Genomic DNA, 26,069 nt, shown 5'->3' on the forward strand with positions numbered 1-26,069 from the left:
GGTTTAGAAGAAGCCGAGCTTGTTCTCCGAGTAGGAGACGAGCAGGTTCTTGGTCTGCTGGTAGTGCCCGAGGGCGAGCTTGTTGTTCTCGCGGCCGATGCCCGAGCTCTTGTAGCCGCCGAACGCCGCCCCCGCCGGATAGGCGTGGTAGTTGTTCACCCAGACCCGGCCGGCTTGGATGTCGCGGCCGGCACGGTAGGCGACGTTGCCGTTGCGCGACCAGACGCCGGCGCCGAGCCCGTAGAGGGTGTCGTTGGCGATGGCGATCCCGTCGTCGTAGTCGTCGAAACTGGTGACCGCGACGACGGGGCCGAAGATCTCCTCCTGGAAGATGCGCATCCGGTTGTCGCCCTCGAAGATCGTCGGCTGCACGTAGTACCCCTCGCTCAGGTCGCCGCCGAGGTCGACGCGCTCGCCGCCGAGCAGCAGCTTCGCGCCCTCCTGCTTGCCGATGTCGATGTAGCTGAGGATCTTCTCCAGCTGGTCGTTCGACGCCTGCGCCCCGACCTGGGTGTCGGTGTCGAGCGGGTTGCCCTGCACGGAGAGTTTCGTGCGCTCGATACCCGCGCCGAGGAACGAGTCGTAGATCGGCTTCTGGATGAGTGCCCGGCTCGGGCAGGTGCACACCTCGCCCTGGTTGAAGGCGAAGAGCACGAACCCCTCCTGCGCCTTGTCGTAGAACGCGTCGTCCTTGTCCGCGACATCCGAGAAGAAGATGTTCGGGCTCTTGCCGCCCAACTCGACGGTCGACGGGATGAGGTTGGCGCTCGCGTACTGCAGGATCAGCCGGCCCGTGCTGGTCTCGCCGGTGAAGGCGATCTTGCGGATGCGCGGGCTCGACGCGAGCGGCTTGCCCGCCTCGACGCCGAAACCGTTGACGATGTTGACGACGCCGGGCGGCAGGATGTCGCCGACGAGTTCGATCAGCACGAGGATCGATACCGGGGTCTGCTCGGCGGGCTTGAGCACCACGGCGTTGCCCGCGGCGAGGGCCGGGGCCAGTTTCCAGACGGCCATCAGGATCGGGAAGTTCCACGGGATGATCTGGCCCACCACGCCGAGGGGTTCGTGGAACTGGTACGACACGGTGTCGTTGTCGAGTTCGGCGTGGTCGCCGTCCTGGGCCCGGATGGCGGACGCGAAGTAGCGGAAGTGGTCGGAGGCGAGCGGCAGGTCGGCGTTGAGCGGCTCACGGATCGGCTTGCCGTTGTCCCACGTCTCCGCGACTGCGAGCAGCTCGAGGTTCGCGTCGATGACGTCGGCGATTCGGTTCAGCACCGCGGCACGCTCGGTGGAGCTGGTCTTCCCCCACGCGGGGGCCGCTTTGTGAGCGGCATCCAACGCGGCGTCGATGTCCTCGGCGGTTCCGCGTCCGACCTCGGCGAACGGCTTGCCGGTGACGGGCGAGATGTCCTCGAAGTACTGGCCCTTGACCGGCTTGACCCACTCGCCCCCGATCCAGTGCTCGTAGCGGGGTTTGAAGGTGACTTTCGCGTCCGGTGTCCCCGGGGCTGCGTATACGGTCATGGCGTATCTCCTGTCGACGTCGTTGTCAGTGGAGGCGCGGGTAAGCGCCACGCTCAGGCTAGATCGGGCTAGGTTGCATCCCGTTGCATCTCCCTCTCGATGTGTTCCAACCGGGTCACGACGGCGGCGCGCTTGGGCGACCGCGGCGGCAGCAGCCGGAGGCACTAGCGCCACACCTCCCAGTCGTACGCGGCGTCGTCGGTGCGCGCGTAGGCGAGCAGGGTGTCGACGGCCGCGTCGGTGAGCAGCGCCTCGCGCAGCCGCGCGCCCACCTCGGCCCGGATCTGCTCGATACCCGGCGCGCGCGATGTCGGCAGCAGCGGGCCGGGATAGGCGCCGAGCGCGACCCGGTGCGCGCCCCGGTCGAGGAAGGCGAGACAGCGGAGTGCGTCGAGCTCGATGTGCCCGGGCAGCCGGTACGGGCGCGAGAGCGGCACGAGCGCGGCATCGACCGGTTCGAGGGCACGCCGCAGCCGCACCATCTCGGCCCGCAGGGTGACGGTGGCGTCGCCGCGTCCGTAGAGCAGCTCGGCGAGGTGCTCCGCCGAGAGTCCCTCGGTGTGCCAGGCGAGCAGCGTGAGGATCTCGGCGTGCCGCGTCGTGAGTTCGAGCGGGGCGCCTCCCGCCTCGAGCCGGCCAGAGTCGGAGCCCAGCACGCGCAGCAGCGGGCGCGCCGCCGATTCCGCGTGGGCGATGCGGCGCGGGCGGCTCGCCCGCTCGTCCAGCCGGCGGATGCGCAGTTCGGCCTCCACCGCCGCGACGGCCGCCTCGAGCAGCGGCAGGGTGACGGGTGCCACGGCGTCGTCTCCCCCGGTGATGTCGATGACACCGAGCACGGCGTGTGACTCGGGGTCGTGTACGGGCACGGCGGTGCAGCTCCACGGGTGCACCATGCGGGTGAAGTGTTCGGCACGCTGGATCTGGACACCGCGGTCGAGGGCGAGCGCGGTGCCGGGCGCGCTCGTTCCCACGGCACTCTCCGACCAGTCGGCGCCCTCGACGAACAGCATGGCCTCGGCCCGACGGCGCAGGTCGGCGTCGCCGTCGATCCAGAGCAGTCGGCCCGACTGGTCGCCGACGGCGACGATCAGGCCCGCGTCGACGGTGTGGCGCACGAGCAGGCGCTGGATGGTGGGGAGGGCGAACGAGAGCGGGTGGGCGTCGCGGTAGTCACGCAACTCTCCGGCCCCGAGGTCGAGCCGCACGAGCGGATGGTCGGGATCGAGGTCGAGCCGCAGCGACCGCTGCCACGAGTCACGGACGAGGCTGCGTACTCCCGCCGCCTGCTGCCCGTCGCCGACGACCGCGTCGTGGGCCGACGCGAGGCGTTGCCGCAGGGATCGGTCGAAGCGTTCCGTGCCCCATACAGCGCTCACCGGCGACTCCGATCATCGTTGGTCGAATGCCTCCAGCGTAGTTGTTCGCACCCCCGAATGGACCGGTCAGGGGGCGATCGACGCGCCGAGATACGGGGCCAGCGACCTCGAGAACGACGCCGTGAGATGGTGCTCGTCGATGTAGACGACGGCGCCACCGATGAGCGCGTGACAGCGGTCGGCCGAGCAGAAGTACGGCTCGAGGTCGAGGGACCGCACGCCCGCCACTCCCCGCGCAACCTCGGCGACGATGTTGCCGTGCTCCCCCATGCGCTCGGTCGAGCACGGGTCGTCCTCTCCGCGGTGCAGGTACACGCAGTCGGGCACCGGCTCGCTGCTGCCCGGCACGTCGCCGACAGCCACGACGGTGTGGCCGGTCGAGACGAGGGCGGCGAAATTCGCCGCGATCCCCGCGCGTAGCTCCGTCTGGTCCGCGTCGTCGTCGGCCAGGTAGTGCAGCGAGTCGTTGTTGGTGGCGAACACGACCACGTCGATGTCGTCGCGGCCCACGCGCTCGAGCACGTTCCGCGCCCACTCCCGGCAGCCCGTCTCGGTGAGCGGCGACGTCGATGTTCCGGTGCAGCCGGTCTTGCGCATCAGCACGACCCGCCAGCCGTGCTCCTTGCCGTAGGCGTCGAACCCGGCGATCAGGTGGCCGGCGTGCGAGTTGCCCACCACGGCGACCGTGCGGGTCGGATGCCGCGTCTCGCCGAACTCGCAGGTCACGAGCTCCGCGGCCGGGGCCGAGCAGGGTTGCGCGAGCGAACCCTTGTCTGCGGCGGCGAACGCCGTGTCCAGTGACGCGGGGACCGCGAACGGGTCGGCGCAGTCGTTCGCCGGGTCCATGGCCGCGGCGCCGTAACAGGGATCGGTCTCGAACCCCTGCAGCGCGGCGCGGGCCGCCGAGGCGCCGCTGGCCTGCAGCAGGCCGGTCGTGGAGACGCCGGCGACGAGCAGCACGACCGCGACGCCCGCGGCCGCCGCATAGGCGCGCCGGTGATGGGGAACGAGGCGGGCGCGCCCGTGCAGCGGTCCCTCCACGAATCGCACGGTCAGCCAGGCCAGCAGGAGGCTCGCGGCGAGCACAGCCCACGTCCACGCCCCGTCGAGCGGCGCGCCGAGCAGGTACGGGGAGAGCACGACGAGCGGCCAGTGCCAGAGGTAGAGCGGGTACGAGACCGCGCCGAGGAACTGCACGGGCCGCGCGAGGATCGGTCGAGAAGCCGGTCGCGCCGCGATCACCGCCATCGTGCCGACGACCGGCAGCAGCGTCCACGCGCCGGGGAACGGCGTCTGCTCGGTGTAGAACAGCGCGGGCAGCACGATGAGACCCGCTCCGGCCAGCGCGAGGACCCCGCGCACGGCGGGCCGCATCCGGCCGACGACGCCCGCCGGCACACAGGCGAGCAGGCCGCCCGCCGCGAACTCCCACGCCCGCCCGGGGGTGCTGAAGTAGGCCGCCGGGTCGCCGGTCTGTGCGACGGCCAGAGCGAGGGAACCGGCGAAGACGACGCCGAGCACCAGAGCGACGGCGCGCAGCGGGCGGCGGCGAGCCACCAGCACGGTGAGCACGATGAGCACGGGCCAGGCGAGGTAGAACTGTTCCTCCACTGACAGCGACCAGTAGTGCTGCACGAGCGTGGGCGCTCCGTCGGCCCCGAGGTAGTCGACCGAGTTCGCGGCCAGGACCCAGTTCTGCACCGAGAGCGCGCTCGCCGCGATCTCGGTCACGGTGCGCTGCCAGAGCGATTGCGGCACGATGGCGAGCATCGCGACGAAGCTGGCACCGAGGACCACGGATGCCGCGGGCAGCAACCGCCGGATGCGACGACCCCAGAATCCGAGCAGGGCGACGCTGCCCGTCCGCCCGACTTCGGCGCGCAGGTGCCCCGTGATGAGGAACCCGGAGATGACGAAGAACACGTCCACACCGATGTACCCGCCGCGCACGGCACCGGGCCAGAGGTGGAACGCCAGCACGAATGCGACCGCGATCGCCCGCAACGCCTGGATCTCGGGGCGGAAGACGGAACGGGTCACGCCGCGGCACGCTACGCGGCCGGTGTGAACCGGGTGTGAACGGGAGGTGTGCGGCCGAGGTCGACGAGACTGTCGAACGCGGTCCCTGAGCTTGTCGAAGAGCCACTTCGACAGGCTCGGCGACCGGGTGCCGCGCTACTCGGCGTGCAGCAGCGAACCGTCCTTCTGCAGCACCTGCTTCTCGCCGGCCTCGATCGGCACGGCGAAACGGTTCTGCTTCGGGGGCATCGGGCAGTTGAAGTTGTAGCTGAACGCGCAGGGCGGCAGCACGGCCCGGTTGAAGTCGAGGGTGATGGTGCCGTCGGCGTTGGGGGCGACGAAGAGGAAGCGGCCGACGCTGTAGGTGCTGTCGCCGCTCGTGGCGTCGGCGAACACGAGCTGCAGCGCGCGGCCGGCCTTGAAAGCGGCGAGGTCGTAGTCGACGCCGTCCTTGGTGAAGGTGATCTCGCCCGGGACGACCTGGTCGCGGGTCTTGCCGTTGTCCTTGAGGTGCTCGAAGCCGATGGCCTTGCCGCCGGGGATCTCGGTGAACTTGGCCGTCACTACCCAGTCGGGGTTGTAGTCGAAGGAGTCGATCGAGCCGAACTTCTGGATCTCCTCGGAGTTCGCATCCCAGACGCGCAGCGCGTAGTTGCCCTCTTCGCTCGCGATGACGAAGCCGGTCTTGCCGTCGCCGAAGTCGATGTCGCCCGGGGCGTCCGAGTCTTTGCCGCGCACGACCGCGGTGCCGTCGACGAGCTGGCCGTCGACCGTGATGGCGTCGGATGCCGCGGCCGTCACGAGCAGGCCCGATTCACCGGCGGGCAGCGGGGCCCAGCGACCGGGCACGCCGTAGATCGTCTGCTCGGAGTCGATCCACTGGGTGTTGACGAGGGCGAGGTTGCCCTTCGGCTGCACCACGCTCAGTTCGCGACGCTCGTGGTAGGTCGCGAGCAGGGATTCGGGCGTGGGCGTCGTCGTGTCGGTCATGGTTCCATCCTTATCGAGTCACCCGGCATAACCAAAAAGGACACGCGTTTATTGCACGCGGTCGAAAGCAAGCCCCGGCGTGCCATTTCGGCACACCCCGCCGCACTGTTACCGTCCAGACATGACCGATACGACTGACGACACAGGCATGACCGACGACGAGAAGCGCCGCGACCAGCTGCTGCGGCTCTCGGGCTCCACCGAGGCCGACGCCGCACCGCGCATCACGATCGAAGAAAAAGAGGACGGCGTCACCCGCATCGACGTCGCCGACAACGCAGCGGTGCGACCCGGCGACCCCGAGAACAAGGAATAGCTCAGTCCGCTGTGCGGGCGGGCTCGCGGCGCGACAGCCAGAGCACGCCCGCCCCGACCGCGGCGATGACGACCGCGATCAGCACCACATAGAACCAGACCGTGAGGTAGCCGCCGTCGCTCGCGTGCGGGTTGAGGAACGGGTACGGGTACCAGAACGCGTTGCCGCGGATCTCGTCGACGACGAACGGGCCACGCAGCAGCGTGTATGCGGTCCAGGCCAGCGGGAAGATCAGGACGACGAGCAGCCGCTTCGCCCGCACGGGGGTCCGGCCCGGCGCGAACAGCCAGTCGACCAGCAGGTAGAGCGGGGCCACGAGGTGCAGCACTTCGTTCGACCAGCCGAGGGTCTCGCCCTGCGGCAGTTCGATGCCGCGGAGCAGCGTGTTGTACACGATGCCGGTGACGACCATGTAGGTCACGGCGCAGGCGCGGAGCAGCGTGAACCAGCCGGGATCGGCGCCGTCGCCCCGCAGCAACAGCACGGCCCCGATCAGCAGGACGACCGCGGCGAGCACGTTCGACCCGATCGTGAAGAAGCTGAAGAAATTGACCAGGTTGGTGCCCGTCGCCACGCCCGCCCAGACGTCCAGGCTGACCAGCAGCTGGCCGACGATCGCTGCGTCGATACCGACGGCCACCACGGTGCGGAGAATGGCGAACGTCGGTCTCATGGCGGTTCCCCCGGGTCTGTCGAGATTGAATCCCTGTCGGTTCTATCGAATCACGGGGTGTTCGCGCGGCGCTAGCACGACACCCGGCGAGAGTCGAGGTGTATGCATGGATTCGCGGACGAACGTAGCGTGGCCAGTCCCATGCAATTGCCCTCCCCCGCTCCGGTCCGTCTCGGCGCCCACGAAACTCCCGCGGGTCCGTTGCTCACCGCACTCCTCGCCGGGGTGCCGGCCGACGTCGACGCCGCGCTCGCCGCCGCGCCCGCGCTCGGCGCTCTCGCCCCCTCGCCCGGCACCGGCGCCACCGCCGATCTGTGGGAGGGACTGGCCACCGTCGCGGCCGTCGACCTCGGCGCCGCGCGCGCTCTCGAACCGCATCTCGACGCCCTCGCCATCCTCGACCAGGCTCTGATTCGGGATGCCGCGGCCGACCCCGCCCGCACCTGGGGAGTCTTCGCCGCCGAGGGCGGGGCCGACCCGCTGCAGGCCACGCAGACACCGCAGGGCTGGGCACTCACCGGCACCAAGCCGTGGTGCTCGCTCGCCGGCCGGCTGAGCCACGCGCTCGTCAGCGCGCACCTCGCCGACGGCCGCCGCGGGCTGTTCGCCGTCGACCTCGCGTCGGGCGGGGTGAGCTCCGCCCCCGGCGACTGGGTCGCCCGCGGCCTCGCCGAGATCCCCAGCACCCCGTTGCGCTTCGACGCCGTCGCCGTCGATCCCGTCGGCGACCCCGGCTGGTACCTCTCCCGTGCCGGCTTCGCCTGGGGTGGCATCGGCGTGGCGGCCTGCTGGTTCGGGGGTGCCGTCGGCGTCGCCCGTACCGTGTTCGCCGCGGCCCGTGACGACGAGCCCTACGCACTGATGCACCTCGGCGCCGTCGACGAGCTGCTCGAGACCGCGCGCCGGGCGCTCGCCGAGGCCGCGCTGCGCGTCGACGGCGGCGACGCCATCGGCGGAGCGGGGTCGCTGCTCGCCAAGCGGGTGCGCGCCACCGTCGCGCGCGCGGCGGAAGAGATCCTCGACCGGGCGGGCCACGCGCTCGGCCCCGCACCGCTCGCGCTCGACGAGTCCCACGCCAAGCGCGTCGCCGACCTGCAGCTGTACCTGCGCCAGCACCACGCCGAACGCGACCAGGCCGGGCTCGGCCGCGCCATCCTCGCCACCGGGAACGCGCCATGGTGAGCTTCGACTCCACGCTGCCCGGCACCTCCGCCGCCACCTGGCGCGATGACGGCCGGCTCGCCACCCTGCCCGCGCTCGACCTGACCGGCATCGACCGGCTCGTCGTGGTGGCCGCCCACCCCGACGACGAGACGCTCGGCGCCGGCGCGCTCATCGCCGAGAGCGCGCGTCGCGGACTCGGCGTCACCGTCGTGATCGTCACGGACGGCGCGGCGTCGCACCCCGCGTCGACCACCACGGGCGCCGACCGGCTGCGCGCCTTCCGCGCCGACGAGGCGACGGCGGCGATACGGGCGCTCGCGCCCGACGCCACGCTGCACCGCCTCGACTTCCCCGACGGCGCCGTGCTCGAGAACCGTGCCGCGGTGACCGAGGCCGTCGCGCGCCTGCTCGACGCCACGGCCGGCACGGTGCTGCTCGCCTCCACCTGGCGCGGAGACGGTCACCGCGACCACCGCATCGTCGGCGAGATCTGCGCGGAGCTCGCCTCGTCCCGCGCCTCCCGGTTCGTCGAATACCCGGTCTGGCTCTGGCACTGGGCGTCGCCCGACCACCCCGACGTGCCGTGGTCCGAGCTCGTCGCGATCTCCCCCGACGCCGCGGTGCTGGCAGCCAAGACGGCGGCCATCGCCGCCCACGTCTCCCAGGTGACCCCGCTGAGCGACCTCCCCGGCGACGAGGCGGTGCTGCTGCCCGACTTCCTCGAGCACTTCCGCGGCGACCGAGAGGTGTACATCGCCCCGGCTCCCGCCCTCGACCGCGGCTACTTCGACGACCTGTACACCCGCCACGAGGACCCGTGGGGCTTCACCGACCGCTGGTACGAGCAGCGTAAGCGCGCGATCACCCTCGCCAGCCTGCCCGAGGAGCGCTACGGCTCCGTGCTCGAGATCGGCTGCTCGATCGGCGTGCTCACGGCGCAGCTCGCCCCGCGCAGCGTCTCCCTTCTCGCCGTCGACGTCTCCGAGATCGCCGTCGCCCGCGCCCGCGAACGGCTCGCCGGGGCCGACCACGTCACGATCGAGACCGCGGACATCCAGGCGGGCTTCCCAGCAGGCCCCTTCGACCTCGTCGTGCTGAGCGAGGTCGGGTACTACTTCACTCCCGCCGCGCTCGCCCGCGTGGTCGACGACGCGGTCGCGTCCCTCGCACCCGGCGGCACCCTGATCGCCTGCCACTGGCGCCACGTCGTCGACGACTACACGATGACCGGCGACGACGTGCACGCGATCGTCGCCGAGAGGGTCGGGATGCCGCGGCTGGCGCACCACGACGAAGACGACTTCCGCATCGACGTGTACAGCGCCGACGGCCGCTCGGTCGCGGCCCGGACGGGCCTGCGATGATTCCCGCCGCCGTGCTCGTCGTCATCCCCGCCCGTGACGAGGAGGCCCTCGTGGCCCGCTGCCTCGACTCCGTGACCGAGGCGACGCGGGTGCTGCACGCCCGCTACCCCGACCTCGCGGTCTCGGTGCTCGTGGTGGCCGACTCCTGCCTCGACGCGACCGCGCGGATCGCGCGCGGCTACCCCGGGGTCGAGGTGCTCGAGATCGACGCGGCGAACGTCGGGATCGCCCGTGCCACCGGCGTGCGGCAGCTGCTCGCGTCATCCGGCCCCCTCGCCGACCGGCTGTGGATCGCCAACACCGACGCCGACTCCGTCGTGCCGCGCCGCTGGCTTCTCGAACAGGTGGAGCTCGCCGAGAGCGGCCACCGGCTCGTCGTCGGCACCGTGTCCCCCGACCTGGCCGACCTCAGCCCCGCGCAGGTGTCCGCGGTCAGGGCCAGCCAGCCCGACGGCGTGCCGATCGCCAACGGCCACGTGCACGGCGCCAACCTCGGCCTGCGCGCCGACGTCTACCTCGAGGCGGGCGGCTTCACCGGCCTGCCCGAGCACGAGGACGTCGCCCTGGTCGACCGCTGCGTGGCGCTCGGCGTCGTGCCGCACGCCAGCAACCGCGCCGACGTGCTCACCTCCGGCAGACAGGTCGGGCGCACCCCGGGCGGATTCGCCCGGTACCTGCGCGTCGATCTGCTGGCCGAACCGGCACCCCTGTAACCCCCAAGGAAAGGAAAAACAATGTCCACCATCGAACGCAATGTCCAGGCCCCCGCCGACGGAGGCGCCAAGCCCACCCGTCGCCAGAACGCCGAGAAGGGCTTCACCGCCTCGAAGATCCTCGTCGAGAGCATGCAGCGCGTCCACGTCGACCTGATCGAACTGCACCTGCAGGGAAAGCAGGCGCACTGGAACGTCGTCGGCAAGAACTTCCGCGACCTGCACCTGCAGCTCGACGAGATCGTCGAGGAGGTGCGCGAATTCAGCGACACCGTCGCCGAGCGCCTGCGCGCCCTGCACGCCGTGCCGGACGGACGCAGCGACACCGTCGCGGCCGGAACCAGCCTGCCCGAGTACCCGAACGGCGAGATCGACACCGCGGACACCGTCGACCTGATTACCCAGCGCCTCGAAGCTACGGTCGGTACCATGCGGGAAGTGCACGACGACGTGGACGACGAAGACCCCACGAGCGCCGACATCCTGCACGGCATCATCGAGCGCCTCGAGCAGTTCGCCTGGATGGTCTCCGCCGAGAACCGCAAGCCCGCTACATCACCCTCGAAGAAAGGCTGACCGATTGGCACGCCGCACCACCGCCCCGCCCGCCAGCAGAGACTCCGGATACGTGGATCTGCGTTCGTACGGGGCGATCGGTGACGGCCGTACCGTCGCTCTGATCGCCGAGGACGGCTCCGTCGACTGGCTGCCGATCCCGAGTCTCGACTCGATACCGGTGTTCGCCCGGCTGCTCGACGCCGACGGGGGCGGAGCCATCGCGCTCGCCCCCGTCGAGCCGTTCACGGTGAAGCGCCGCTACGTACCGGCGACCAACGTGCTCGAGACCACGTTCACCACGGATTCCGGCGTGGCCCGGGTCACCGACGCTCTCGTCACCGGCGTCGCGGGTCGCCTGCCGTGGGTGGAGCTCGCCCGCCGCATCGAGGGTGTCGACGGCGACGTGAAGTTCCGCTGGAAGGTCGCACCCGGCTCCCGCCTCGGCAGTGCCTCCCCGTGGATCGACGTCACGACGCACGGCCAGGTCATCCGCATCGACGGCGTCACGATCGCCGTGCGCGGCATCGACAACGGCGCCCGCCGCAGCGGCAACCAGGCGATCGCCGGCACCTTCACCACCGCGGCCGGTTCGCTGCACCAGGTCACGGTGGTCGGCACCTCGAACGAACCGCTGCACCTGCCCGACCCCGGCAATGTCGACCGCGGGATCGACCGTACGATCGAGAACTGGCGCGCCTGGTCGCGGGAGTTCAACTACGACGGCCCGTGGTCCGACGCGGTGCAGCGCAGCGCGCTCGCCCTCAAGCTCCTGATCTTCAGCCCCACCGGCGCGATCGCGGCGGCCGCCACCACCTCGCTGCCCGAGTCCCTCGCCGGCGGCAAGAACTGGGACTACCGGTTCGCCTGGGTGCGCGACCTCGCCTACACGGTGACGGCGCTCATCCGCTTCGGACTGCGCGAGGAGACGCACGGCTCGGTCTCCTGGCTGCTGCGCACGATCCGGGACAACGGCCCCGACCTGCACGTCTTCTACACGCTCGACGGCGACGTGCCGTCGGGCGTCGAAGAACACGACATGGCCGGATGGCGCGGCAACAAGCCCGTCGTCACGGGAAACCCCGCGGGCGGCCAGCTGCAGCTCGGCGTCTACGGCGACCTCTTCGACGTGATGCGGCGCTACGTCGAGGCCGGCAACATCCTCGACGCCGAGACCGGCCGGCTGCTCGCCGAGGTCGCCGACACCACCTGCGACGCCTGGCACCGGCAGGACCACGGCATGTGGGAACTGCCCGACGTGCACCACTACACCTCGTCGAAGATGGGCTGCTGGAGCGCCCTCGACAACGCCGTGAAACTCTGCGAACTCGGCCAGATCCCGGGCAGCGCCGCGCGCTGGGCCGCAGAGCGCGACGCCATCAAGGAGTGGGTGGAGGAGAACTGCTGGAGCGAGGAACGTCAGGCGTACACCTTCTACGCCGGCAGCGACGACCTCGACGCCTCGATCCTGCTGCACGGGCCGAGCGGCTTCGAGCGCGGGCCGCGCATGGCCTCGACGATCGACGCCATCCGCGACGAACTGGGCGCCGGACCGCTGCTCTACCGCTACAGCGGTGTGCAGGCGGAAGAGGCGACCTTCGTCTCGTGCGCGTTCTGGGCAGCGGCGGCACTCGCCTGCGTCGGACGCCAGGACGACGCGGTCGCCCTCATGGACGAACTCGTCGATCTCGGCAACGACGTCGGCCTGTACTCGGAGATGATCGACGCCGAATCGCACGCGTTCCTCGGCAACTTCCCCCAGGGGCTGAGCCACCTCGCGCTCGTCAACACGGCGATCACGATCGAGGAACTCAGCCGCGACTGACGAAGACCCGGGCGGCCCGCCCGCTGGTTCCGGTCTGCAGGGCGAAGACCGAGCCAGAGAGCGGATGCCGCTGCAGTTGTCCCTCGGTGAGGTTCTCCCGCGCGCTCGCGACGTAGAGGGTCGCGCTGTCGCCGCCGCCGAACGCCACCGACGTGAGGTTGGGCGCCGGGAACTCGTGCCGCTCGAGCTCGGTTCCCGCCCCGTCGTAGCGCACGACGACCCCGCCGCCGTAGACCGCGCCCCACAGGCAGCCCTCGGCGTCCATGGCAAGTCCGTCGTGCATCTCGCCGGTGTGGAACACCTCGACGCCCGAGATATCGCCGTCGGCGGAGTAGGCGCCGGTGTAGATCGTCTGGGTGCTCGTGTCGGTGTAGTAGATGCGGGTGCCGTCGGGCGACCACTCCAGGCCGTTCGCGGTGCCGATGCCGCCGGCGATCACGCGAGCCCCCTCGGCTGTCACGGAGTAGAACGCGCCGTCCGGCTCGCCCCGGGTGAGATCCATCGACCCGGTGACCCAGCGGCCCGCCGGGTCGACCTTGCCCTCGTTGAGCCGCAGCCCGTCGTGCGCGTGGTCGATCGCGGCCAGCTGGCGCACGATGTCCCCGGCGGCGTCGACGAGCACGACGCGGTCGCCGAGCGAGACGACGTAGCCCCTCGCCCCGTCGAGGTCGGCGAGGTGGAACGAGGCGACCGGTGCCGGCAACGCGATGACCCCGTCGTCGGAACCGTCGGCCGCGCCGTCGAGCGGGCTGCGGTGGAGGAGCCCCGCCGTGATGTCGCACCAGAGCATGGCGGGGGCGTCGGACGCGGCATCCGCCACCAGGCTCTCGCCGAGAATCGCGCGGGCAGAACGAAAGACGGTCGGAGAAGGCATGCCCCCAGCCCACCACGCCGCTTGTCCGGCGGCAAGCGCTTGTCAAGGTCAGGGCGAAATCAGGGGGCCGACATACGGTGGAGGAATGGATCTGAAAATCGCAGGCAAAAAAGCACTCATCACCGGCGCCGACTCGGGAATCGGCTGGGAAACCGCACGCATCCTCCTCGGCGAGGGCGTGACCGTCGTCATCAGCGACAAAGACCAGGACTCGCTCGACGAAGCGGCCGCCAAGCTCGACGCCGCCGAGGGAACGCTCTTCGCCTTCGCCGCCGACGTCACGAGCGTCGAATCGATCGCCGCGTTGGAGAAGAACGTGAGCGGTGCCGTGGGCGACATCGACATCCTCGTCCAGTCCGCGGGCATCACGGGCGCACAGGGGCTGTTTCACGAGATCGACGACGAGGGGTGGACCTCGACCCTCGAGGTCGATCTGATGGGGCCCGTACGGCTCGTGAGCGCGTTCCTTCCCGCGCTGCGGACGGGCGGCTGGGGCCGCCTCGTGTTCCTCGCCTCCGAGGACGCCGTGCAGCCGTACGACGACGAGCTGCCCTACTGCGCCGCGAAGGCCGGCATTCTCGCGCTGGCCAAGGGGCTGTCGCGCAGCTACGCCACCGAGGGCCTGCTGGTGAACGCGGTCTCCCCCGCGTTCATCCACACGCCGATGACCGACGCGATGATGGAGAAGCGTGCCGACAAGCTGGGCACCGACGTGGATGACGCGATCGAGTCGTTCCTCGACGAGGAACGCCCGTACATGGAGCTCAAGCGCCGCGGCGAGCCCGACGAGGTCGCTAACGTGATCGCGTTCCTCTGCTCGGACCTGGCCAGCTTCGTCAACGGCTCGAACTACCGCGTCGACTCGGGGTCGGTCGCGACGATCTAGCGGCTAACGCCCGCGGTCCCTGAGCTTGTCTAAGGGTGCCTCGCGATGAGGCCCTTCGACGAGCTCAGGGACCGGGTGTTGTAGCGCCCTAGTGCAGCGGCTCTCCGCCGCTCACGACGATGGTCTCGCCGCTCGTGTAGCTGGCCTCCTGCGAGGCGAGGTACACGTAGGTCGAGGCGATCTCGGCCGGCTGTCCGGGACGGCCGTACGGCGTCTCCTCGCCGAAGACCTCGATCTTCTCGTTCGGCACCGAGCTCGGCTGCAGCGGCGTCCAGAACGGGCCGGGTGCGACGCCGTTGACGCGGATGCCGTCCTGCGCGAGCTGCTGCGCCATTCCGCGCGTGAAGTTGGCGATGCCGGCCTTGGTCACCGCGTACTCGACCAGCGCGGGCGACGGGTGGAAGCCCTGCACCGACGAGGTCGTGATGATCGCGGCGCCGGGAGCGAAGTGCTTCTTTGCCGCCTTGGTCATCCAGAACATGTTGTGCACGTTGAGGCGCAGCAGGTGGTCGAAGGTCTCGGTGTCGAAGTCGTCGATGCTGTCGACGGTGGGCATCTCGCCCGCGACCATCACGAGGATGTCCAGGCCGCCGAGCTGCTCGGCCGCGTCGTCGACGACCTTGATGCTGGCCTGCTCGTCGGAGAGGTCGGCCGGCAGCTGGACGGCCTTCTGGCCCGCCTTCTCGACCCACGACGCGGTGCTGTCGCCCTCGGGCTGTTCCACGTCGAGGTAGCTCAGGGCGACGTCGGCGCCCTCGCGCGCGAACGCGATCGCGACCGCACGTCCGATGCCGGAGTCGGCGCCCGTGACGAGTGCCTTGCGACCGGCCAGACGTCCGTGGCCGATGTAGCTCTCTTCACCGTGGTCGGGCTTCGGGTCCATCGCCGGGGCGGTGCCCGTGTCGTCCTGCTGCTGCGGCTTGAACGGCGGTGCGGGGTAGAGGTCGATCGGGTTTTTGGGGCTGTAGATGTCGGATGTCATTCCCCCGGTCTACCAGCGGCACCCGAATAGACCCCGATCTGCGCCCGGGCCTAGCTTTTGCGGTCGACCTCGGCTAGCCACGCGGAACCGCCCCGTACGTGGACGACGGGCGCGCCATCCGCATTCACTTTCGTCCTGACGCTCTCGACCGCCCGAGCGGCCGCGGAGTCGACGACCGTGTGGCCGGAGAACCCGAGGCTGCGGATGATGCCGGTGCCGTCGACCGGTTCGCCGCGCCGCTCGATGAGCACGCGCAGCAGTTGCACCTCGAGGCTCGACAACAGCACGGGCTGGCGGGCGCGCCAGACCTGGCTCGTGGCGGTATCGAGCACGACGTCGCCGAAGACCAGGCTGGTCGGCGCGAGTCCGCTGCGGCGGAAGACGCCGCGCAACCGGCGGGTGACCTCCTCGAGGCCGAACGGCTTGGTCATGTAGTCGTCGCCGCCCGCGCCGAAGGCGGCGATGCGGTCCTCCAAGGCGGTGCGGCCGGTGAGGAAGATGACGGGGGTGTCGATGCCGCTCTCGCGCAGGCCCGTGACGACCTCGATGCCGCTCAGGTCGGGCAGCATCATGTCGAGCAGGATCGCGTCGGGGGCGAAACGGGTCGCGGCCTCGACGGCGCCCGTGCCGTTCGCCAGTGTCTCGACCTGCCAGCCCTCGAAGGTGAGGGCGAGGGTCAGCAGGTTGGTGAGCGGTTCCTCCTCGTCGATGACGAGCACCCGGTTCGGTCGCGGCGACGGGAAGGACGCGTCGATGCGGTCGATCACGCCGGTGTCGGATCCGACGGTCACCAGGTCACGCTCACGCTCGTCGTCGGCGGCAGCTCGAGTGCGGCGGGGCTGACCGCCACACTCTGCTCACGCGGATCGGTGCTGACTACGGTGTTCGACACGATGACGGCCACGGTGTACCTCTTTCGACGGCTGGGATGCATCCAGCCTGCTCCCCCGTCGCCGGGATCGCGTCGTCCATTGAGGGGATATCCGTCTAATCCATTCGGCGTACATAGCCGTGAGTTCGCTGGGCGTGCGGCGCGCTACTTCACGGTGACGACGACAGTCGCGGACGACGGCGTCGTGTTCGCCCCGCCGGTGTAGCTGAACACCAGCGTGTGCTTGCCCGCCGTGAGCGAGCCGAGGGCGAAGGTGCCGGTGCCCTTATTGGCGGCGTTCAGGGCGATGGGCTTTCCGGCCGCTCCGTTGTCTGCCACGGTCACGGTGCCGACCAGGCCGACGCCCGGGATCGTCGCGGAGACCTTGACGGCGGCGGTCGTGTCGCCCGCGGCGATCACCGTGGCGGTGGCCCTCGCGACCGTCGTCGACTTCGCCTTCGCGACCGTGTGGCTGACGCTCCCCGACTGCACGGCGGTGGTGGAGTGCACGAGGCGGTAGGTGTGGGTGCCCGCCGACACGGTCTTCGGCAGGGCGAAGCTCGCTGTGCCCGTGGCGGGGACCGCGACGGCGCCGACCTTCGTGGACCCCTCGTAGACGGTGACGGTGCCGGCGACGCCGACACCCTTGCCGTTCTTGGCCGTGATGGCGAGGGTGCCCTGGTTCGCATAGTAGGTGGAGGCTCCCGCCGACGTGGCGGTGACGCTGGCCGCGTTCGCCGCGTCGACCGCGGTGATCACGACGCTGGACTTCGCGGGCAGAGTGTTCCCGGCGCCGGCGTAGGAGAAGGTCAGCGTGTGCTTGCCCGCGGTGAGTGCTCCGACGGCGTAGCTGGCGGAACCCTTGCTCGCGCTGGTCAGGCTGAGCGAGCCGGCGGCCGCGCCATCCTTCGTCACCGTGACCGTGCCGGACAGCGGGATGTTCGTGGGAATCGTGAGCGTGATCGCCGTCGTGGCGCCCGCCGTGCCGGCCGTGACCGTTGTCGCGGATGCGGTGGCGGCCAAGGTGGGTGTCGCCTTGGCGACGGTGAGGGCGACGGAACCGGATCGCACACCCGGGACGGAGTGCACGAGAGTGTAGTGATGGACGCCGGCGGTGGCGGTCTTCGGAATGGTGACGGTCGCGGTGCCGGTGCTCGTGATCGTCGCGGTGGCGATCGCTGTCGATCCCTCGGAGACGGCGACGGTGCCCGTGATCGCGGCGCCCTTGGCATCGCGGGAGACGATCGTCAGGGTGCCCGCCGTGCCGTAGTAGCTGGCGGTGGTGGAGGCGGTGGCCGTGACCTGGGGCGTCGCGGCGTCGGCCTTCGCCTGGTACGCGGCTGCGGTCTGCGGGGTGAGCCTGACGACGGAGACCGTGGCGCGGGTGGCGCTGACGTTGGTGATCGTCACGCCGAGGGTCTGGGAGGCGTTGACGAAGGTGCTGCCCGCGTCCCAGGTCTGCTTGCCGTCGGTGTTGAGCTTCTTCAGGGTCGGGGTCGGGTCGAGTGTGACGGACCCGCCGCCGGCGCTGTTGGCCTTGAGTATCTTCACGCCGGCGCGCACGCCCACGGCGTCGGCGGAGTCGAGGCCGACCGCAGTACGCAGTTCGACGTAGAACGGGATGCCGGTGCTGCTGTCGGTGATGCGGATGGCCTTGGCGGTGGTGATCGTGTCGTCCGCCCACGGGAGCAGCGTGTAGCTGGTGGCCGTGGCGGTCGGCGTGACGGTGAGGACGTCGGTGGCCTTGGTGAAGCCGGCCTCGCTCGCCAGCACGGAGTTCAGTGCGCCGCGTGCGTAGCCGTTCGACATGACGTCGTTGTTGTCGTCGTACTCGACGGTCGCGCAGGTGGTGTTCTGCCAGCCCTTGCCGTTCGCGGCGGGCAGCGAGTCGACGTGGCCGTCGCCGCAGCCGAGGCGGTTGGCGTGGCCGATGCTGAACAGGTGGCCGAACTCGTGGGTCACGATGTTGGCGAGCACGGTGTCGGTCTTCGGCTTCGCGCTGACGATGATCTGTCCGCCGTTCTCGGTGCTGTTACCGTAGGTGGCCGCTGCGACCGACGCGCCGCTCGCCGAGATGACGCTGGTGGCCGGGGTGAACACGACGAGCGTCTTGTACGCGCCCTGGGTGAACCCGATCTCGGAGGCGACCGTGGCGAGAACGCTCTTCGCCGAGTCCGTGGACCTCGCGGCGGTGCGCACGACCGTGATGGCGCTCGGCACGGGGATGACGACGCTGCCCTGGGTCTCTGCGGTCCAGTAGCTGTCGGCGCTGGCGAGCAGACTGCGCATCCGCGCGGTAGTCCAGGTGTTGTCACTTGTCGACTTGTCGGCAGGGATCGCGACGACGACGGTGAGCGCCATGGTGTGGGCGCTCGACGTGGCGGCGTTCGCGGCGGGCGCGGAGGCCACGACGGAGCCGAGGACGATGGCGAGGAAGGCCAGGATAGCGACGGACAGACGCGCGACAGCGCGGGGGTGGGTAGGAATGGGGTACTCCGAGGTAAGCGACGTTCACAGCGGCCGGGAATCTCTCGGCCGTCGGTAGTCCCGCGATCTCGGGCATAAACGCGGCGTTCTCGGCGATCGGACATCGGGGGCGGGTGACCGCGACGCCATCGGAGAGAGGGTCGGCGGCGACACCCGAGATGTGGAACATCGGGTCACCCACCTCGTTGCCCGCGGGGACGGGCAACGCTGGAGGCCAGGACTAGGGGAGACTGCTTCCAGCGGTGCGGTGACTCGATATGTATCCGTAAGCATGGACCTTGCGGATTGGGCAACCTGTGAACAAGTTCGCGACACCCTCGGCCGCGTACAGCCTCACCATATCGCTGAAACGCCTTCAGAAACGGAAAAACCCCAGATCGGGGCAAAGTTTATAACGAAACAGTTTCACTACAGGCGTTGTTCGCCACCGTGTCGCGGCGCTACTAGCACCCCCGAACTGGGGGTGCGGGGTGGCGCAGTCCGGGCCGCCGTGGGCTCGGCGGGGTGGCGGGTTGTGGCAGCTCCACCGCCGTGTTGTGGAAATTCAGGAAGTCTGAACATCGCGGCCGAGCGCTCCCCCGCCATTCCGCGGCGCGGTCACGGCTTCGCACGCAGAGTTCCTGAATTTGCAACATGGGCCGCGCTCGGGGCGGCGTCGGCGTCCGGCGCCAGACCCTCGTGCGGCACTGCGCGCCGGGTCTAGCCTGTCGAGCGAACCGAGGAGGACACCATGCCCGAGCAGCGCACCTACCCGACCGGCGTCACGTGCTGGATCGCCGCCGAGGAACCCGATCCCGAAGCCGCCAGCCGCTTCTACGGCCGGCTCTTCGGCTGGTCGTTCCACAACGTCATGCCGCCCGACGCACCGGTCTACCTGATGGCGTCGCTCGACGGCGCCGACGTCGGTGCGATCTCGGCCGGCACGGGCGCACCACGCTGGACGACCTTCGTCGCGACGGACGACGTCGACGCGACCACCACCGCCATCGGGCGGGCGGGTGGCACCGTCGTCGCCCCGCCGCGGGATGCCGGCACCGACGGCCGCACCGCGACCGCGCTCGATCCGCAGGGAGCCGAGTTCCGCCTCTGGCAGGCTCAGGACCACCCGGGGGCGCAGCTCGTCAATGTGCCCGGCACGTGGAACTTCAGCGACCTGCTCTCGAGCGACCCGGAGGCGGCGCGACGGTTCTACACGGGGGTGTTCGGCTGGCGGTACCTCGACTTCGGAGCGACGGTCGAGGCGATGATCGCCGTGCCCGGGTACGGGGACTATCTCGCCGCGACATCCGACCCCCATATCTACGAGCGTCAGGCCGGCGCCCCCGAAGGCTTTGCCGACGTGATCGGCGCCGTCGAGCCCGCCCCCGCGGGTACGGCGTCCCGTTGGCGGGTGAAGTTCAGCGTCGCCGACCGCGCATCGAGCATCGCTCTGGTCGAGGACCTCGGCGGCACGGTGCTCGCGACCGACGACCAGGTCTGGGCGCTTCTCGCCGACATCCGCGACCCGCAGGGCGCCGAGTTCACGATCAGCGAGTTCCGCGACCCGCGCTGACGGGTTCAGCCGCGCGACGCCCACCACTTGGCGACGGCCGCCATGGCGTCGTCCTGCCCGGCGACGACCGATTCGACGGATGCCGCGATCATCAGGTTGTCGACCGCGCCGTGGTCTTCCACCCGCAGGCCGTCGGGCGCGACCTTCTCGCGGTACTCCCGGAGATCCTCGGTGTAGCCGAAGACGGGCTTGCCCAGGGCGACCGCGAAGCCGATTTCCCAGACCGTCCCGGGGTCGGCGCTCGGGCCGCGGAATGGCGTCAGGTCGGCGACGACCGCGTCGGAACGGAGCAGCCGGTCGACGTTCAGCCGGTAGATGTCCTGCATCGTCGGCTGCGGCGGGAAGTCCACAGGGCGGTCGAGCACGTCGCCCGGGACGATCGCCACGAGCCCGTGCGCGTCGGCGTTGCGGTGCGACGCGGCGATACGCTCGGCGAGGTCGGGGAAGAAAACGGCGGGGCCGGCGGTGTAGACGCGGGCACGGGTCGAAGTCACAGGGGTCCTTTCGGAGGGCGAGCTTCGAGGCTACAACGGGCCGCGGGCTCGGCCCGCCCCCGCCCCCTCGTTACAGTTGCACCTTCCCAGCTCCCGCGAGCACGGCGAGCTGTGCATCGACGTGCGCGGTGTAGTCCTCGATTCCCGCGGTGATGTCGGTGCCGCGGAAGATGTCGAAGATCCCGTAGCTCTGCAGCACGGTGAAGCCCACGAACCTGTAGCTCGCGCTGATGCCGAGCAGCAGGTCGTCGACGGTCTTCCCCTCGAACAGCACGCTGTCCGGGTTGCCGAATGTTCCCGCGGGCGCACTCCACGTGGCGGCGACGAAGAACCCCTTGCCGTGCATGTGGCCGCCCGTGCCGTACTGACGGGTCGGGTCGCTCCGGGTGCGTCCGTCGTTGTCGAGCAGCCTCCTGCTGTGCAGACCGGCATTGAAGACCTCGTCGACGTACCGCTTGTACGGCCACGGTGCACCGAACCAGTTGATGGGCGTCTGCAGGATCACCAGGTCGGCGTCGATATAACGCTGGACTTCGCTTTCCGGGTCGACACCGTCCTCGATCGCGGTCTCCGTCACCTCGTGGCCGAGGGCTCGGAGGTGGTCGCGCGCCCTGTCGGCCATCGAGCGGTTGAGTCCGCCCTCCGTCCAGTCCGGGTAGACGAGGTGGGCGTTGACGATATGTATCTTCATCTCTTCGTTCTCCGCTCAGTCGAGGACCGCGTAGGCCTCGACCTCGACGAGCACGTCGTCTTCGAACAGGATGTCGACACCGATAAGCGACGCGGGCGGCAAAGGCAGCGGCAGGGCGAGCTCCTCCGCGACCAGCGCCACACCCGCCATGAACGCGTCCATCTTCTCCGGCGCCCACTGGGTCACGAAGAATCGCAGGCGCACGACGTCGGCGAACGTGGCGCCCGCGCCCGCGAGGCCGCGCGCGGTGTTGCGCAGCGATTGCGCGACCTGTCCGGCGAGATCGCCGACGGCGATGTGGTTGCCGTCCGCATCGCGGGAGATCTGCCCGGCGACGTGGACGTGGCGGCTGCCCGTCGCGATGGAGACGTGCTCGTAGGGCACGGGCTGGAACATTCCCTCGGGCGAGAAGAGCTGGACTGTCATGAGATTCCTTTGATCGGTGAGCAGGTACCCCATGTCTACCTAGTGCACGAAAGGAACTTCAACGAGACTAGGTGGCATGGAAGAAACCAGACACCCGGATGCCGCCCTCCTAGAGGTTGACGCCCCGCACCGCGAACTCCTCGATCAGGTATTGGACAAGTGGTCGCTCCGCGTCCTCGATTCGCTGTGCGGTCGCCCCATGCGATTCAACGAGCTCCGTCGTGAGATCCCGGCGGTCGGCCAGAAATCGCTGACCGCGACTCTGCGTCGCCTGGAACGGAATGGCATGGTCGAGCGGGTCGTCATCGATACCCGGCCGCTCGCCGTGGAATACCGCGTGGCGCCGATCGGCAACACCCTGAACGAGCTCATCGACTCACTGCTGCGCTGGACCACGATGAACATGCCCGAGGTCGAGCGCGCGCGCGAACGTTTCGACGACGAGGCCGACGCCGTCTGAACCGGTGATGGCGTCGGGCCGCGGGCGCGCCGCCGCCATTCTGTAGGGCGGACGGGACTTGAACCCGTAACCGACGGATCGAGTCGACCTGTTCGGCTGGAGGGACGATCCGATCCACGACCTCGGCGACATCGCTTCGTCCCGTGGTGCCGAGATGTACTCTCCCCTGTTGCTCGAGCTCTCCCGCAAGCTCGGATCCTTCGACTTCGGCATCGGCATAGACCTCGCGGTACATCCCGTACCGCGACCGTAGAGCGTCGCTCGGGGCGTTGGACCTACTCGACGGTGGCGGCACTCACGTGGTTCGCGGCCCAGCTGGCCAGTAATCTCAACCGTTCGGAAGACGGCGACCCCGGTTCGGCCGTGTACACCATGAGCACGAGGCCGGGATCGGCCGTGATGTGCAGTTCCTCGTAGGCGAGTGTTACCTCGCCGACGAGGGGGTGGGTGAAGCGCTTCGTCCCCGACCCGTGGCTGCGGACGTCGTGGGCACCCCACAGGCGACGGAAGATCTCGCTGCGGGTGGACAGCTCACCGACGAGGTCGTGGAGCCCCTTGTCGTGCGGGTCGCGGCCCGCCTCCGTCCGCATGATAGCGACGCACATCTCGGAGAACAGGTCCCAGTCGGGGTAGAAATCCCGGGATGCCGGGTCGAGGAACTGGAACCGGGCGAGGTTCGGAGTTCGCCCGCCGTCGCCGATCAGCGGCGAGTAGAACGCACGCCCCAGCTCGTTGGTCGCTAACAGGTCCTGGTGCTGGTCGCGGACGAACGCGATGCCCTCGGTGATGGAATTCAGCACCCACTGCAGGCTCTCCCGGCTTCCCGCCGACCTAGCGGAACGGCGCCGCGGCCGTCCGGACAGCGGGATACCGTCGGCGGCCCTGGCCAGGTCGAACAGGTGCACACGCTCGGTGTCGTCGAGTTGCAGCGCCGAGGCGATCGCGTCGAGGACCGACGACGACGCGCCGGCGATCGCTCCTCGCTCGAGCTTGGAATAGTACTCGACGCTCACTCCGGCGAGGACGGCCACCTCGGTGCGTCGTAGCCCGGGCACCCGGCGGTTCGGTCCGGCCGGTAGTCCCACCGTGTCCGGAGTCACCTTCGCACGTCGGGACACCAAGAATTCGCGAACTTCAGCCTGATTGTCCATAGTCCGACATTATTGCCCGGGCCGTGTCCGTGGGGTCCCCTGCGAGTACACGCTTCGGCAGGGACTCCCTCGCGCGCGGCTACCCGCTTTCACTGGTTGTATCTTTCCGATCAACGAGGAGCCGCATGACCGCCACACCCACCACGGCCCCCACCGACATCGTCGGCACGAAGCGGCTGCCTCTGGTGACGTTGACCTCCCTGGCGGCGATCGGCTTCGTGCTCGTCGCGATGGAGACCATGCCCGCCGGGCTGCTGCCAGTCATCGCCGACGGCATGCACATCAGCGAAGGGACAGTCGGTCTGTTCGTCAGCGCCTACGCTCTCGGGACCGTGGTCGTGACGGTGCCGGCTATCAGCCTGACCCGGGGTGTGCGGCGGAAGCCGCTCCTGCTCGCGGCGATCGCCGGACTGATCGTCGCCAACAGCATCACCGCGATCTCCGGCGACGCGACGCTGTCGCTCGCCTCTAGGTTCGTCGCTGGGGCGTTCTCCGGTGTCATCTGGGGCATGCTCGCCGCGTACGGCAGGAAAATCAGCCCCACCCGGTACGCCGGGCTGTCGCTGTCGATCGTGTCCGTCGGCGCCCCGGTCGGTTTCGCCCTCGGAACCCCGCTCGGCTCCTGGCTCGGGATGACCTTCGATTGGCGGTGGGCCTTCCTCGGCCTCTCGGCTGTCGCCGTCCTCGCCGGCATGCTGATCGCGGTTGTCGCGCCGGACGCCCCCGGCCAATCCGGCACATCCCGGCTCCCACTGCTGCGGGTCGTGCGCATCCCGGGGATCGTGGTCATCCTCGCGGTCATCTTCACCTGGATGATCGCGCACAACACCATCTACACCTACATCGCCCCGTACCTCAGAGCCACCGACGCGACGATCACCGTCGACGTTCTCCTCTTCGTCTTCGGCATCGCGTCGATCGGCGGCATCGTCGTCACCGGCGCCCTCCTCGACCGCCACCCCCGACTTCTGCTGCACGGCAGCGTCGCCGTTTTCGTCGCTTCCGGGGCATTCCTCCTCGCGGGCCACATGGCCACGGCGGCAGTGGTCGTCGCGACCGTCCTATGGGGAGTCACATTCGGCGGCGCGTCGGCCCAGCTGCAGGCTGCCCTAACCACGACCGGTGGGAAGGACGCCGATGTCGCCAACTCGTTCCTCCCCGTCGCATTCAACCTCGCGATCTTCACTGCCGGCATCCTCGGAGCCGCCCTGCTGACCGCCTTCGACGGCCTGGTGCTCCCGGTCGTTTTGATCGCCTTCGGCCTCGTCGCGCTGCTGCTGACCGTCTACGGCCGCCGGTCCGCGTTCCCCGCACGCATCTGACAGACTGCCCGGCATCCGGGCGTACCGCCCACAACACCAGATCCATCCGCACCGCAGAAGGGATGACATGAAGAGGATTCTGCCCACGCTTATCGCAGTCGCGCTGCTCTCGGGCTGCGCACCCGCGCCGGGCAGCTCCACGCGTCAGGAGTCCGGTCCGAGCACGACCCGGGAACGGACATCCGCTCCGACACCGGTACTGCCCACGGGCGCCCCGCACGACGTGGTCGGCACCGTCGTGCGATTCTCGTCGGATCGCACATCCGTCGACGTCACCGTCGACCAGGACACCCCCGCGGTGCGCGAATTCCTGTCGGTACTTCCGCTCGAACTCGTCGTCGAGGAATTCAACGGCAAGGAGAAGATCGCCTACCTGCCCCGTGAGCTGGACGCCGCCGAAACGCCGGGGTCCGACCCGGAAGACGGCGATCTCATCTACTTCACCCCGTGGGGCAACCTCGGGTTCTTCTACGACGCGACTGGAATCGGGTACACCGACCAGACCCTCCACATCGGCACCTTCACCGCCGGCCGCGAGGAATTGGCTCTTCTCGAAACGGGCGCGGTGACCGTGGCGGTCGTGGAAGAGTAGCGGCATGGCTCGAATCTTCGTCACCGGGTCCGCAGACGGACTCGGACGGGCGACCGCCCAGTCGCTCCTCCTCGACGGCCATGAGGTCGTCGCCCACGCGCGCAATCCGCAGCGCGCAGAATCGATGGGCTGGTTCACGCAGCGCGGGGCGGATGTCCTGATCGCCGACCTCTCGGTGCGGGCCCAGATTCTCGAGCTCGCACACCAACTGCTGGGGATCGGTCCGCTCGACGCGGTCGTCCACAACGCCGGCGTCATATCGGGCCGGACCCTGATGCCGGTGAACGTGGTGGCGCCCTACCTGCTGACGGCGCTGCTGCGAGACGTCCCTCGGCATGTCTACCTCAGCAGCGGTATGCACCGGGGCGGGAGCAGCAGCCTCGACGGCATCGACTGGGAGGGCCGGCGCGCATCGGGCAGCTATGCCGACAGCAAGCTGTTCGTCACCGCTCTCTCCGCAGCCGCGGCCCGGATCCGGCCCGCGGTCATGAGCAACGCGGTAGACCCGGGATGGGTCGCGACGAAGATGGGAGGCGCCGGTGCGCCCGACGATTTCGCGCAGGGCCATCAGACGCAGGAGTGGCTCGCGGCCGGCGCCGCGCCGGAAGCCATGACATCCGGGGGCTATTGGTACCACCGCGCGCCCAACCGCACCCATCCGGCGGTGCACGACGTCGCATTCCAGCAACGCCTGCTCGAGTCCCTCGAGGCCGCGACCGGGGTGCCGCTCACCGCCTGAAAAGCGAAGAAACGTGCCGG

The 26,069-nt window shown here is 69.7% G+C and carries 25 protein-coding genes; 12 read left to right on the forward strand and 13 right to left on the reverse strand.

Features of this window, described 5'->3' with window-relative positions; all coding sequences use genetic code 11:
- Window positions 1-3 precede the first annotated feature (3 nt).
- From exaC to HD599_RS08375, 4 genes are all read right to left on the reverse strand, one after another.
- Window positions 4-1,527 carry an acetaldehyde dehydrogenase ExaC gene (gene exaC, locus HD599_RS08360; protein WP_184235897.1) on the reverse strand — a complete coding sequence of 508 codons (1,524 nt, stop codon included), beginning with the start codon at window positions 1,525-1,527 and terminating at the stop codon, window positions 4-6.
- A 164-nt stretch (window positions 1,528-1,691) separates the two neighbouring features.
- Window positions 1,692-2,903, reverse strand: a complete 1,212-nt coding sequence (locus HD599_RS08365) for a helix-turn-helix domain-containing protein (RefSeq protein ID WP_246376128.1) — start codon at window positions 2,901-2,903, stop codon at window positions 1,692-1,694.
- A 66-nt stretch (window positions 2,904-2,969) separates the two neighbouring features.
- On the reverse strand, window positions 2,970-4,943 hold the full coding sequence (locus tag HD599_RS08370; RefSeq protein ID WP_184235900.1) for an SGNH hydrolase domain-containing protein: 1,974 nt from the start codon (window positions 4,941-4,943) through the stop codon (window positions 2,970-2,972).
- A gap of 135 nt (window positions 4,944-5,078) precedes the next feature.
- Window positions 5,079-5,912 (reverse strand): DUF1684 domain-containing protein, encoded by an 834-nt coding sequence (locus HD599_RS08375; protein WP_184235903.1) that lies wholly within the window; start codon window positions 5,910-5,912, stop codon window positions 5,079-5,081.
- A 121-nt stretch (window positions 5,913-6,033) separates the two neighbouring features.
- Between HD599_RS08375 and HD599_RS08380 the strand changes: the two genes are divergently transcribed.
- A complete protein-coding gene (locus HD599_RS08380) occupies window positions 6,034-6,228 on the forward strand; it encodes a hypothetical protein (protein WP_184240700.1) in 195 nt (64 codons plus the stop codon).
- A 1-nt stretch (window position 6,229) separates the two neighbouring features.
- Here the strand turns inward: HD599_RS08380 and HD599_RS08385 are convergent, their stop codons facing one another.
- Complete coding sequence (locus tag HD599_RS08385; protein WP_184235906.1) at window positions 6,230-6,901, reverse strand: Pr6Pr family membrane protein; 672 nt, start codon at window positions 6,899-6,901, stop codon at window positions 6,230-6,232.
- Window positions 6,902-7,042: 141 nt separating this feature from the next.
- On the opposite strand from HD599_RS08385, the gene HD599_RS17985 reads away from it, so the two are divergent.
- Genes HD599_RS17985 through HD599_RS08405 form a run of 5 tightly spaced genes read left to right on the forward strand, consistent with a single transcriptional unit; the run spans window position 7,043 to window position 12,522 of the window.
- Window positions 7,043-8,083 (forward strand): acyl-CoA dehydrogenase, encoded by a 1,041-nt coding sequence (locus HD599_RS17985; protein ID WP_246376129.1) that lies wholly within the window; start codon window positions 7,043-7,045, stop codon window positions 8,081-8,083.
- Window positions 8,077-9,429: a bifunctional PIG-L family deacetylase/class I SAM-dependent methyltransferase gene (locus HD599_RS17990; protein WP_246376130.1), complete on the forward strand. Its 1,353-nt coding sequence runs from the start codon at window positions 8,077-8,079 to the stop codon at window positions 9,427-9,429. The genes HD599_RS17985 and HD599_RS17990 overlap by 7 nt, the downstream gene beginning before the upstream one ends.
- Window positions 9,426-10,142 (forward strand): glycosyltransferase family 2 protein, encoded by a 717-nt coding sequence (locus HD599_RS08395; protein WP_184235909.1) that lies wholly within the window; start codon window positions 9,426-9,428, stop codon window positions 10,140-10,142. The genes HD599_RS17990 and HD599_RS08395 overlap by 4 nt, the downstream gene beginning before the upstream one ends.
- A 21-nt stretch (window positions 10,143-10,163) precedes the next feature.
- Window positions 10,164-10,718 carry a Dps family protein gene (locus tag HD599_RS08400; protein WP_184235912.1) on the forward strand — a complete coding sequence of 185 codons (555 nt, stop codon included), beginning with the start codon at window positions 10,164-10,166 and terminating at the stop codon, window positions 10,716-10,718.
- A 4-nt stretch (window positions 10,719-10,722) separates the two neighbouring features.
- A complete protein-coding gene (locus tag HD599_RS08405) occupies window positions 10,723-12,522 on the forward strand; it encodes a glycoside hydrolase family 15 protein (RefSeq protein WP_184235916.1) in 1,800 nt (599 codons plus the stop codon).
- On the opposite strand, the gene HD599_RS08410 is transcribed toward HD599_RS08405, so the two are convergent.
- Window positions 12,509-13,396 (reverse strand): SMP-30/gluconolactonase/LRE family protein, encoded by an 888-nt coding sequence (locus tag HD599_RS08410; RefSeq protein ID WP_184235919.1) that lies wholly within the window; start codon window positions 13,394-13,396, stop codon window positions 12,509-12,511. The two genes, HD599_RS08405 and HD599_RS08410, sit on opposite strands and share 14 nt — an antisense overlap.
- Window positions 13,397-13,481: 85 nt before the next feature.
- Between HD599_RS08410 and HD599_RS08415 the strand changes: the two genes are divergently transcribed.
- Window positions 13,482-14,282: an SDR family NAD(P)-dependent oxidoreductase gene (locus tag HD599_RS08415; protein WP_184235922.1), complete on the forward strand. Its 801-nt coding sequence runs from the start codon at window positions 13,482-13,484 to the stop codon at window positions 14,280-14,282.
- A gap of 88 nt (window positions 14,283-14,370) precedes the next feature.
- Here the strand turns inward: HD599_RS08415 and HD599_RS08420 are convergent, their stop codons facing one another.
- The 3 genes from HD599_RS08420 to HD599_RS08430 form a co-directional block, all read right to left on the reverse strand.
- Window positions 14,371-15,264: an SDR family oxidoreductase gene (locus tag HD599_RS08420; protein ID WP_184235925.1), complete on the reverse strand. Its 894-nt coding sequence runs from the start codon at window positions 15,262-15,264 to the stop codon at window positions 14,371-14,373.
- Window positions 15,265-15,314: 50 nt separating this feature from the next.
- Window positions 15,315-16,055 carry a response regulator gene (locus HD599_RS08425; protein ID WP_184235927.1) on the reverse strand — a complete coding sequence of 247 codons (741 nt, stop codon included), beginning with the start codon at window positions 16,053-16,055 and terminating at the stop codon, window positions 15,315-15,317.
- 245 nt (window positions 16,056-16,300) lie between these two features.
- Complete coding sequence (locus HD599_RS08430; RefSeq protein WP_184235930.1) at window positions 16,301-18,544, reverse strand: Ig-like domain repeat protein; 2,244 nt, start codon at window positions 18,542-18,544, stop codon at window positions 16,301-16,303.
- An 808-nt stretch (window positions 18,545-19,352) separates the two neighbouring features.
- Here HD599_RS08430 and HD599_RS08435 point away from each other — a divergent pair.
- On the forward strand, window positions 19,353-20,174 hold the full coding sequence (locus tag HD599_RS08435; protein WP_184235932.1) for a VOC family protein: 822 nt from the start codon (window positions 19,353-19,355) through the stop codon (window positions 20,172-20,174).
- A gap of 5 nt (window positions 20,175-20,179) precedes the next feature.
- Here the strand turns inward: HD599_RS08435 and HD599_RS08440 are convergent, their stop codons facing one another.
- The 3 genes from HD599_RS08440 to HD599_RS08450 all read right to left on the reverse strand — a co-directional run bounded on the left by HD599_RS08440 (window position 20,180) and on the right by HD599_RS08450 (window position 21,785).
- Window positions 20,180-20,668 carry a nucleoside 2-deoxyribosyltransferase gene (locus HD599_RS08440; protein WP_184235935.1) on the reverse strand — a complete coding sequence of 163 codons (489 nt, stop codon included), beginning with the start codon at window positions 20,666-20,668 and terminating at the stop codon, window positions 20,180-20,182.
- A gap of 70 nt (window positions 20,669-20,738) precedes the next feature.
- Window positions 20,739-21,359 carry an NAD(P)H-dependent oxidoreductase gene (locus HD599_RS08445; RefSeq protein WP_184235938.1) on the reverse strand — a complete coding sequence of 207 codons (621 nt, stop codon included), beginning with the start codon at window positions 21,357-21,359 and terminating at the stop codon, window positions 20,739-20,741.
- 15 nt (window positions 21,360-21,374) lie between these two features.
- The gene (locus tag HD599_RS08450) at window positions 21,375-21,785 is read right to left on the reverse strand and encodes a RidA family protein (protein ID WP_184235941.1); all 411 of its coding nucleotides are present in this window, start codon (window positions 21,783-21,785) and stop codon (window positions 21,375-21,377) included.
- Between the two features lie 76 nt (window positions 21,786-21,861).
- Here HD599_RS08450 and HD599_RS08455 point away from each other — a divergent pair, with 76 nt between their 5' ends.
- Window positions 21,862-22,245, forward strand: a complete 384-nt coding sequence (locus HD599_RS08455; RefSeq protein WP_184235944.1) for a winged helix-turn-helix transcriptional regulator — start codon at window positions 21,862-21,864, stop codon at window positions 22,243-22,245.
- A gap of 275 nt (window positions 22,246-22,520) precedes the next feature.
- Here the strand turns inward: HD599_RS08455 and HD599_RS08460 are convergent, their stop codons facing one another.
- Window positions 22,521-23,396 (reverse strand): helix-turn-helix transcriptional regulator, encoded by an 876-nt coding sequence (locus HD599_RS08460; RefSeq protein WP_184235947.1) that lies wholly within the window; start codon window positions 23,394-23,396, stop codon window positions 22,521-22,523.
- A gap of 125 nt (window positions 23,397-23,521) precedes the next feature.
- Between HD599_RS08460 and HD599_RS08465 the strand changes: the two genes are divergently transcribed.
- From HD599_RS08465 to HD599_RS08475, 3 genes are all read left to right on the forward strand, one after another.
- The gene (locus HD599_RS08465; RefSeq protein WP_184235950.1) at window positions 23,522-24,718 is read left to right on the forward strand and encodes an MFS transporter; all 1,197 of its coding nucleotides are present in this window, start codon (window positions 23,522-23,524) and stop codon (window positions 24,716-24,718) included.
- Window positions 24,719-24,785: 67 nt separating this feature from the next.
- Window positions 24,786-25,310, forward strand: a complete 525-nt coding sequence (locus HD599_RS08470; RefSeq protein ID WP_184235954.1) for a cyclophilin-like fold protein — start codon at window positions 24,786-24,788, stop codon at window positions 25,308-25,310.
- Between the two features lie 4 nt (window positions 25,311-25,314).
- Complete coding sequence (locus HD599_RS08475; protein ID WP_184235957.1) at window positions 25,315-26,049, forward strand: SDR family NAD(P)-dependent oxidoreductase; 735 nt, start codon at window positions 25,315-25,317, stop codon at window positions 26,047-26,049.
- The last annotated feature ends 20 nt before the right edge of the window (window positions 26,050-26,069 follow it).

Source organism: Conyzicola lurida, from assembly GCF_014204935.1.
Classification (GTDB): Bacteria; Actinomycetota; Actinomycetes; order Actinomycetales; family Microbacteriaceae; genus Conyzicola; species Conyzicola lurida.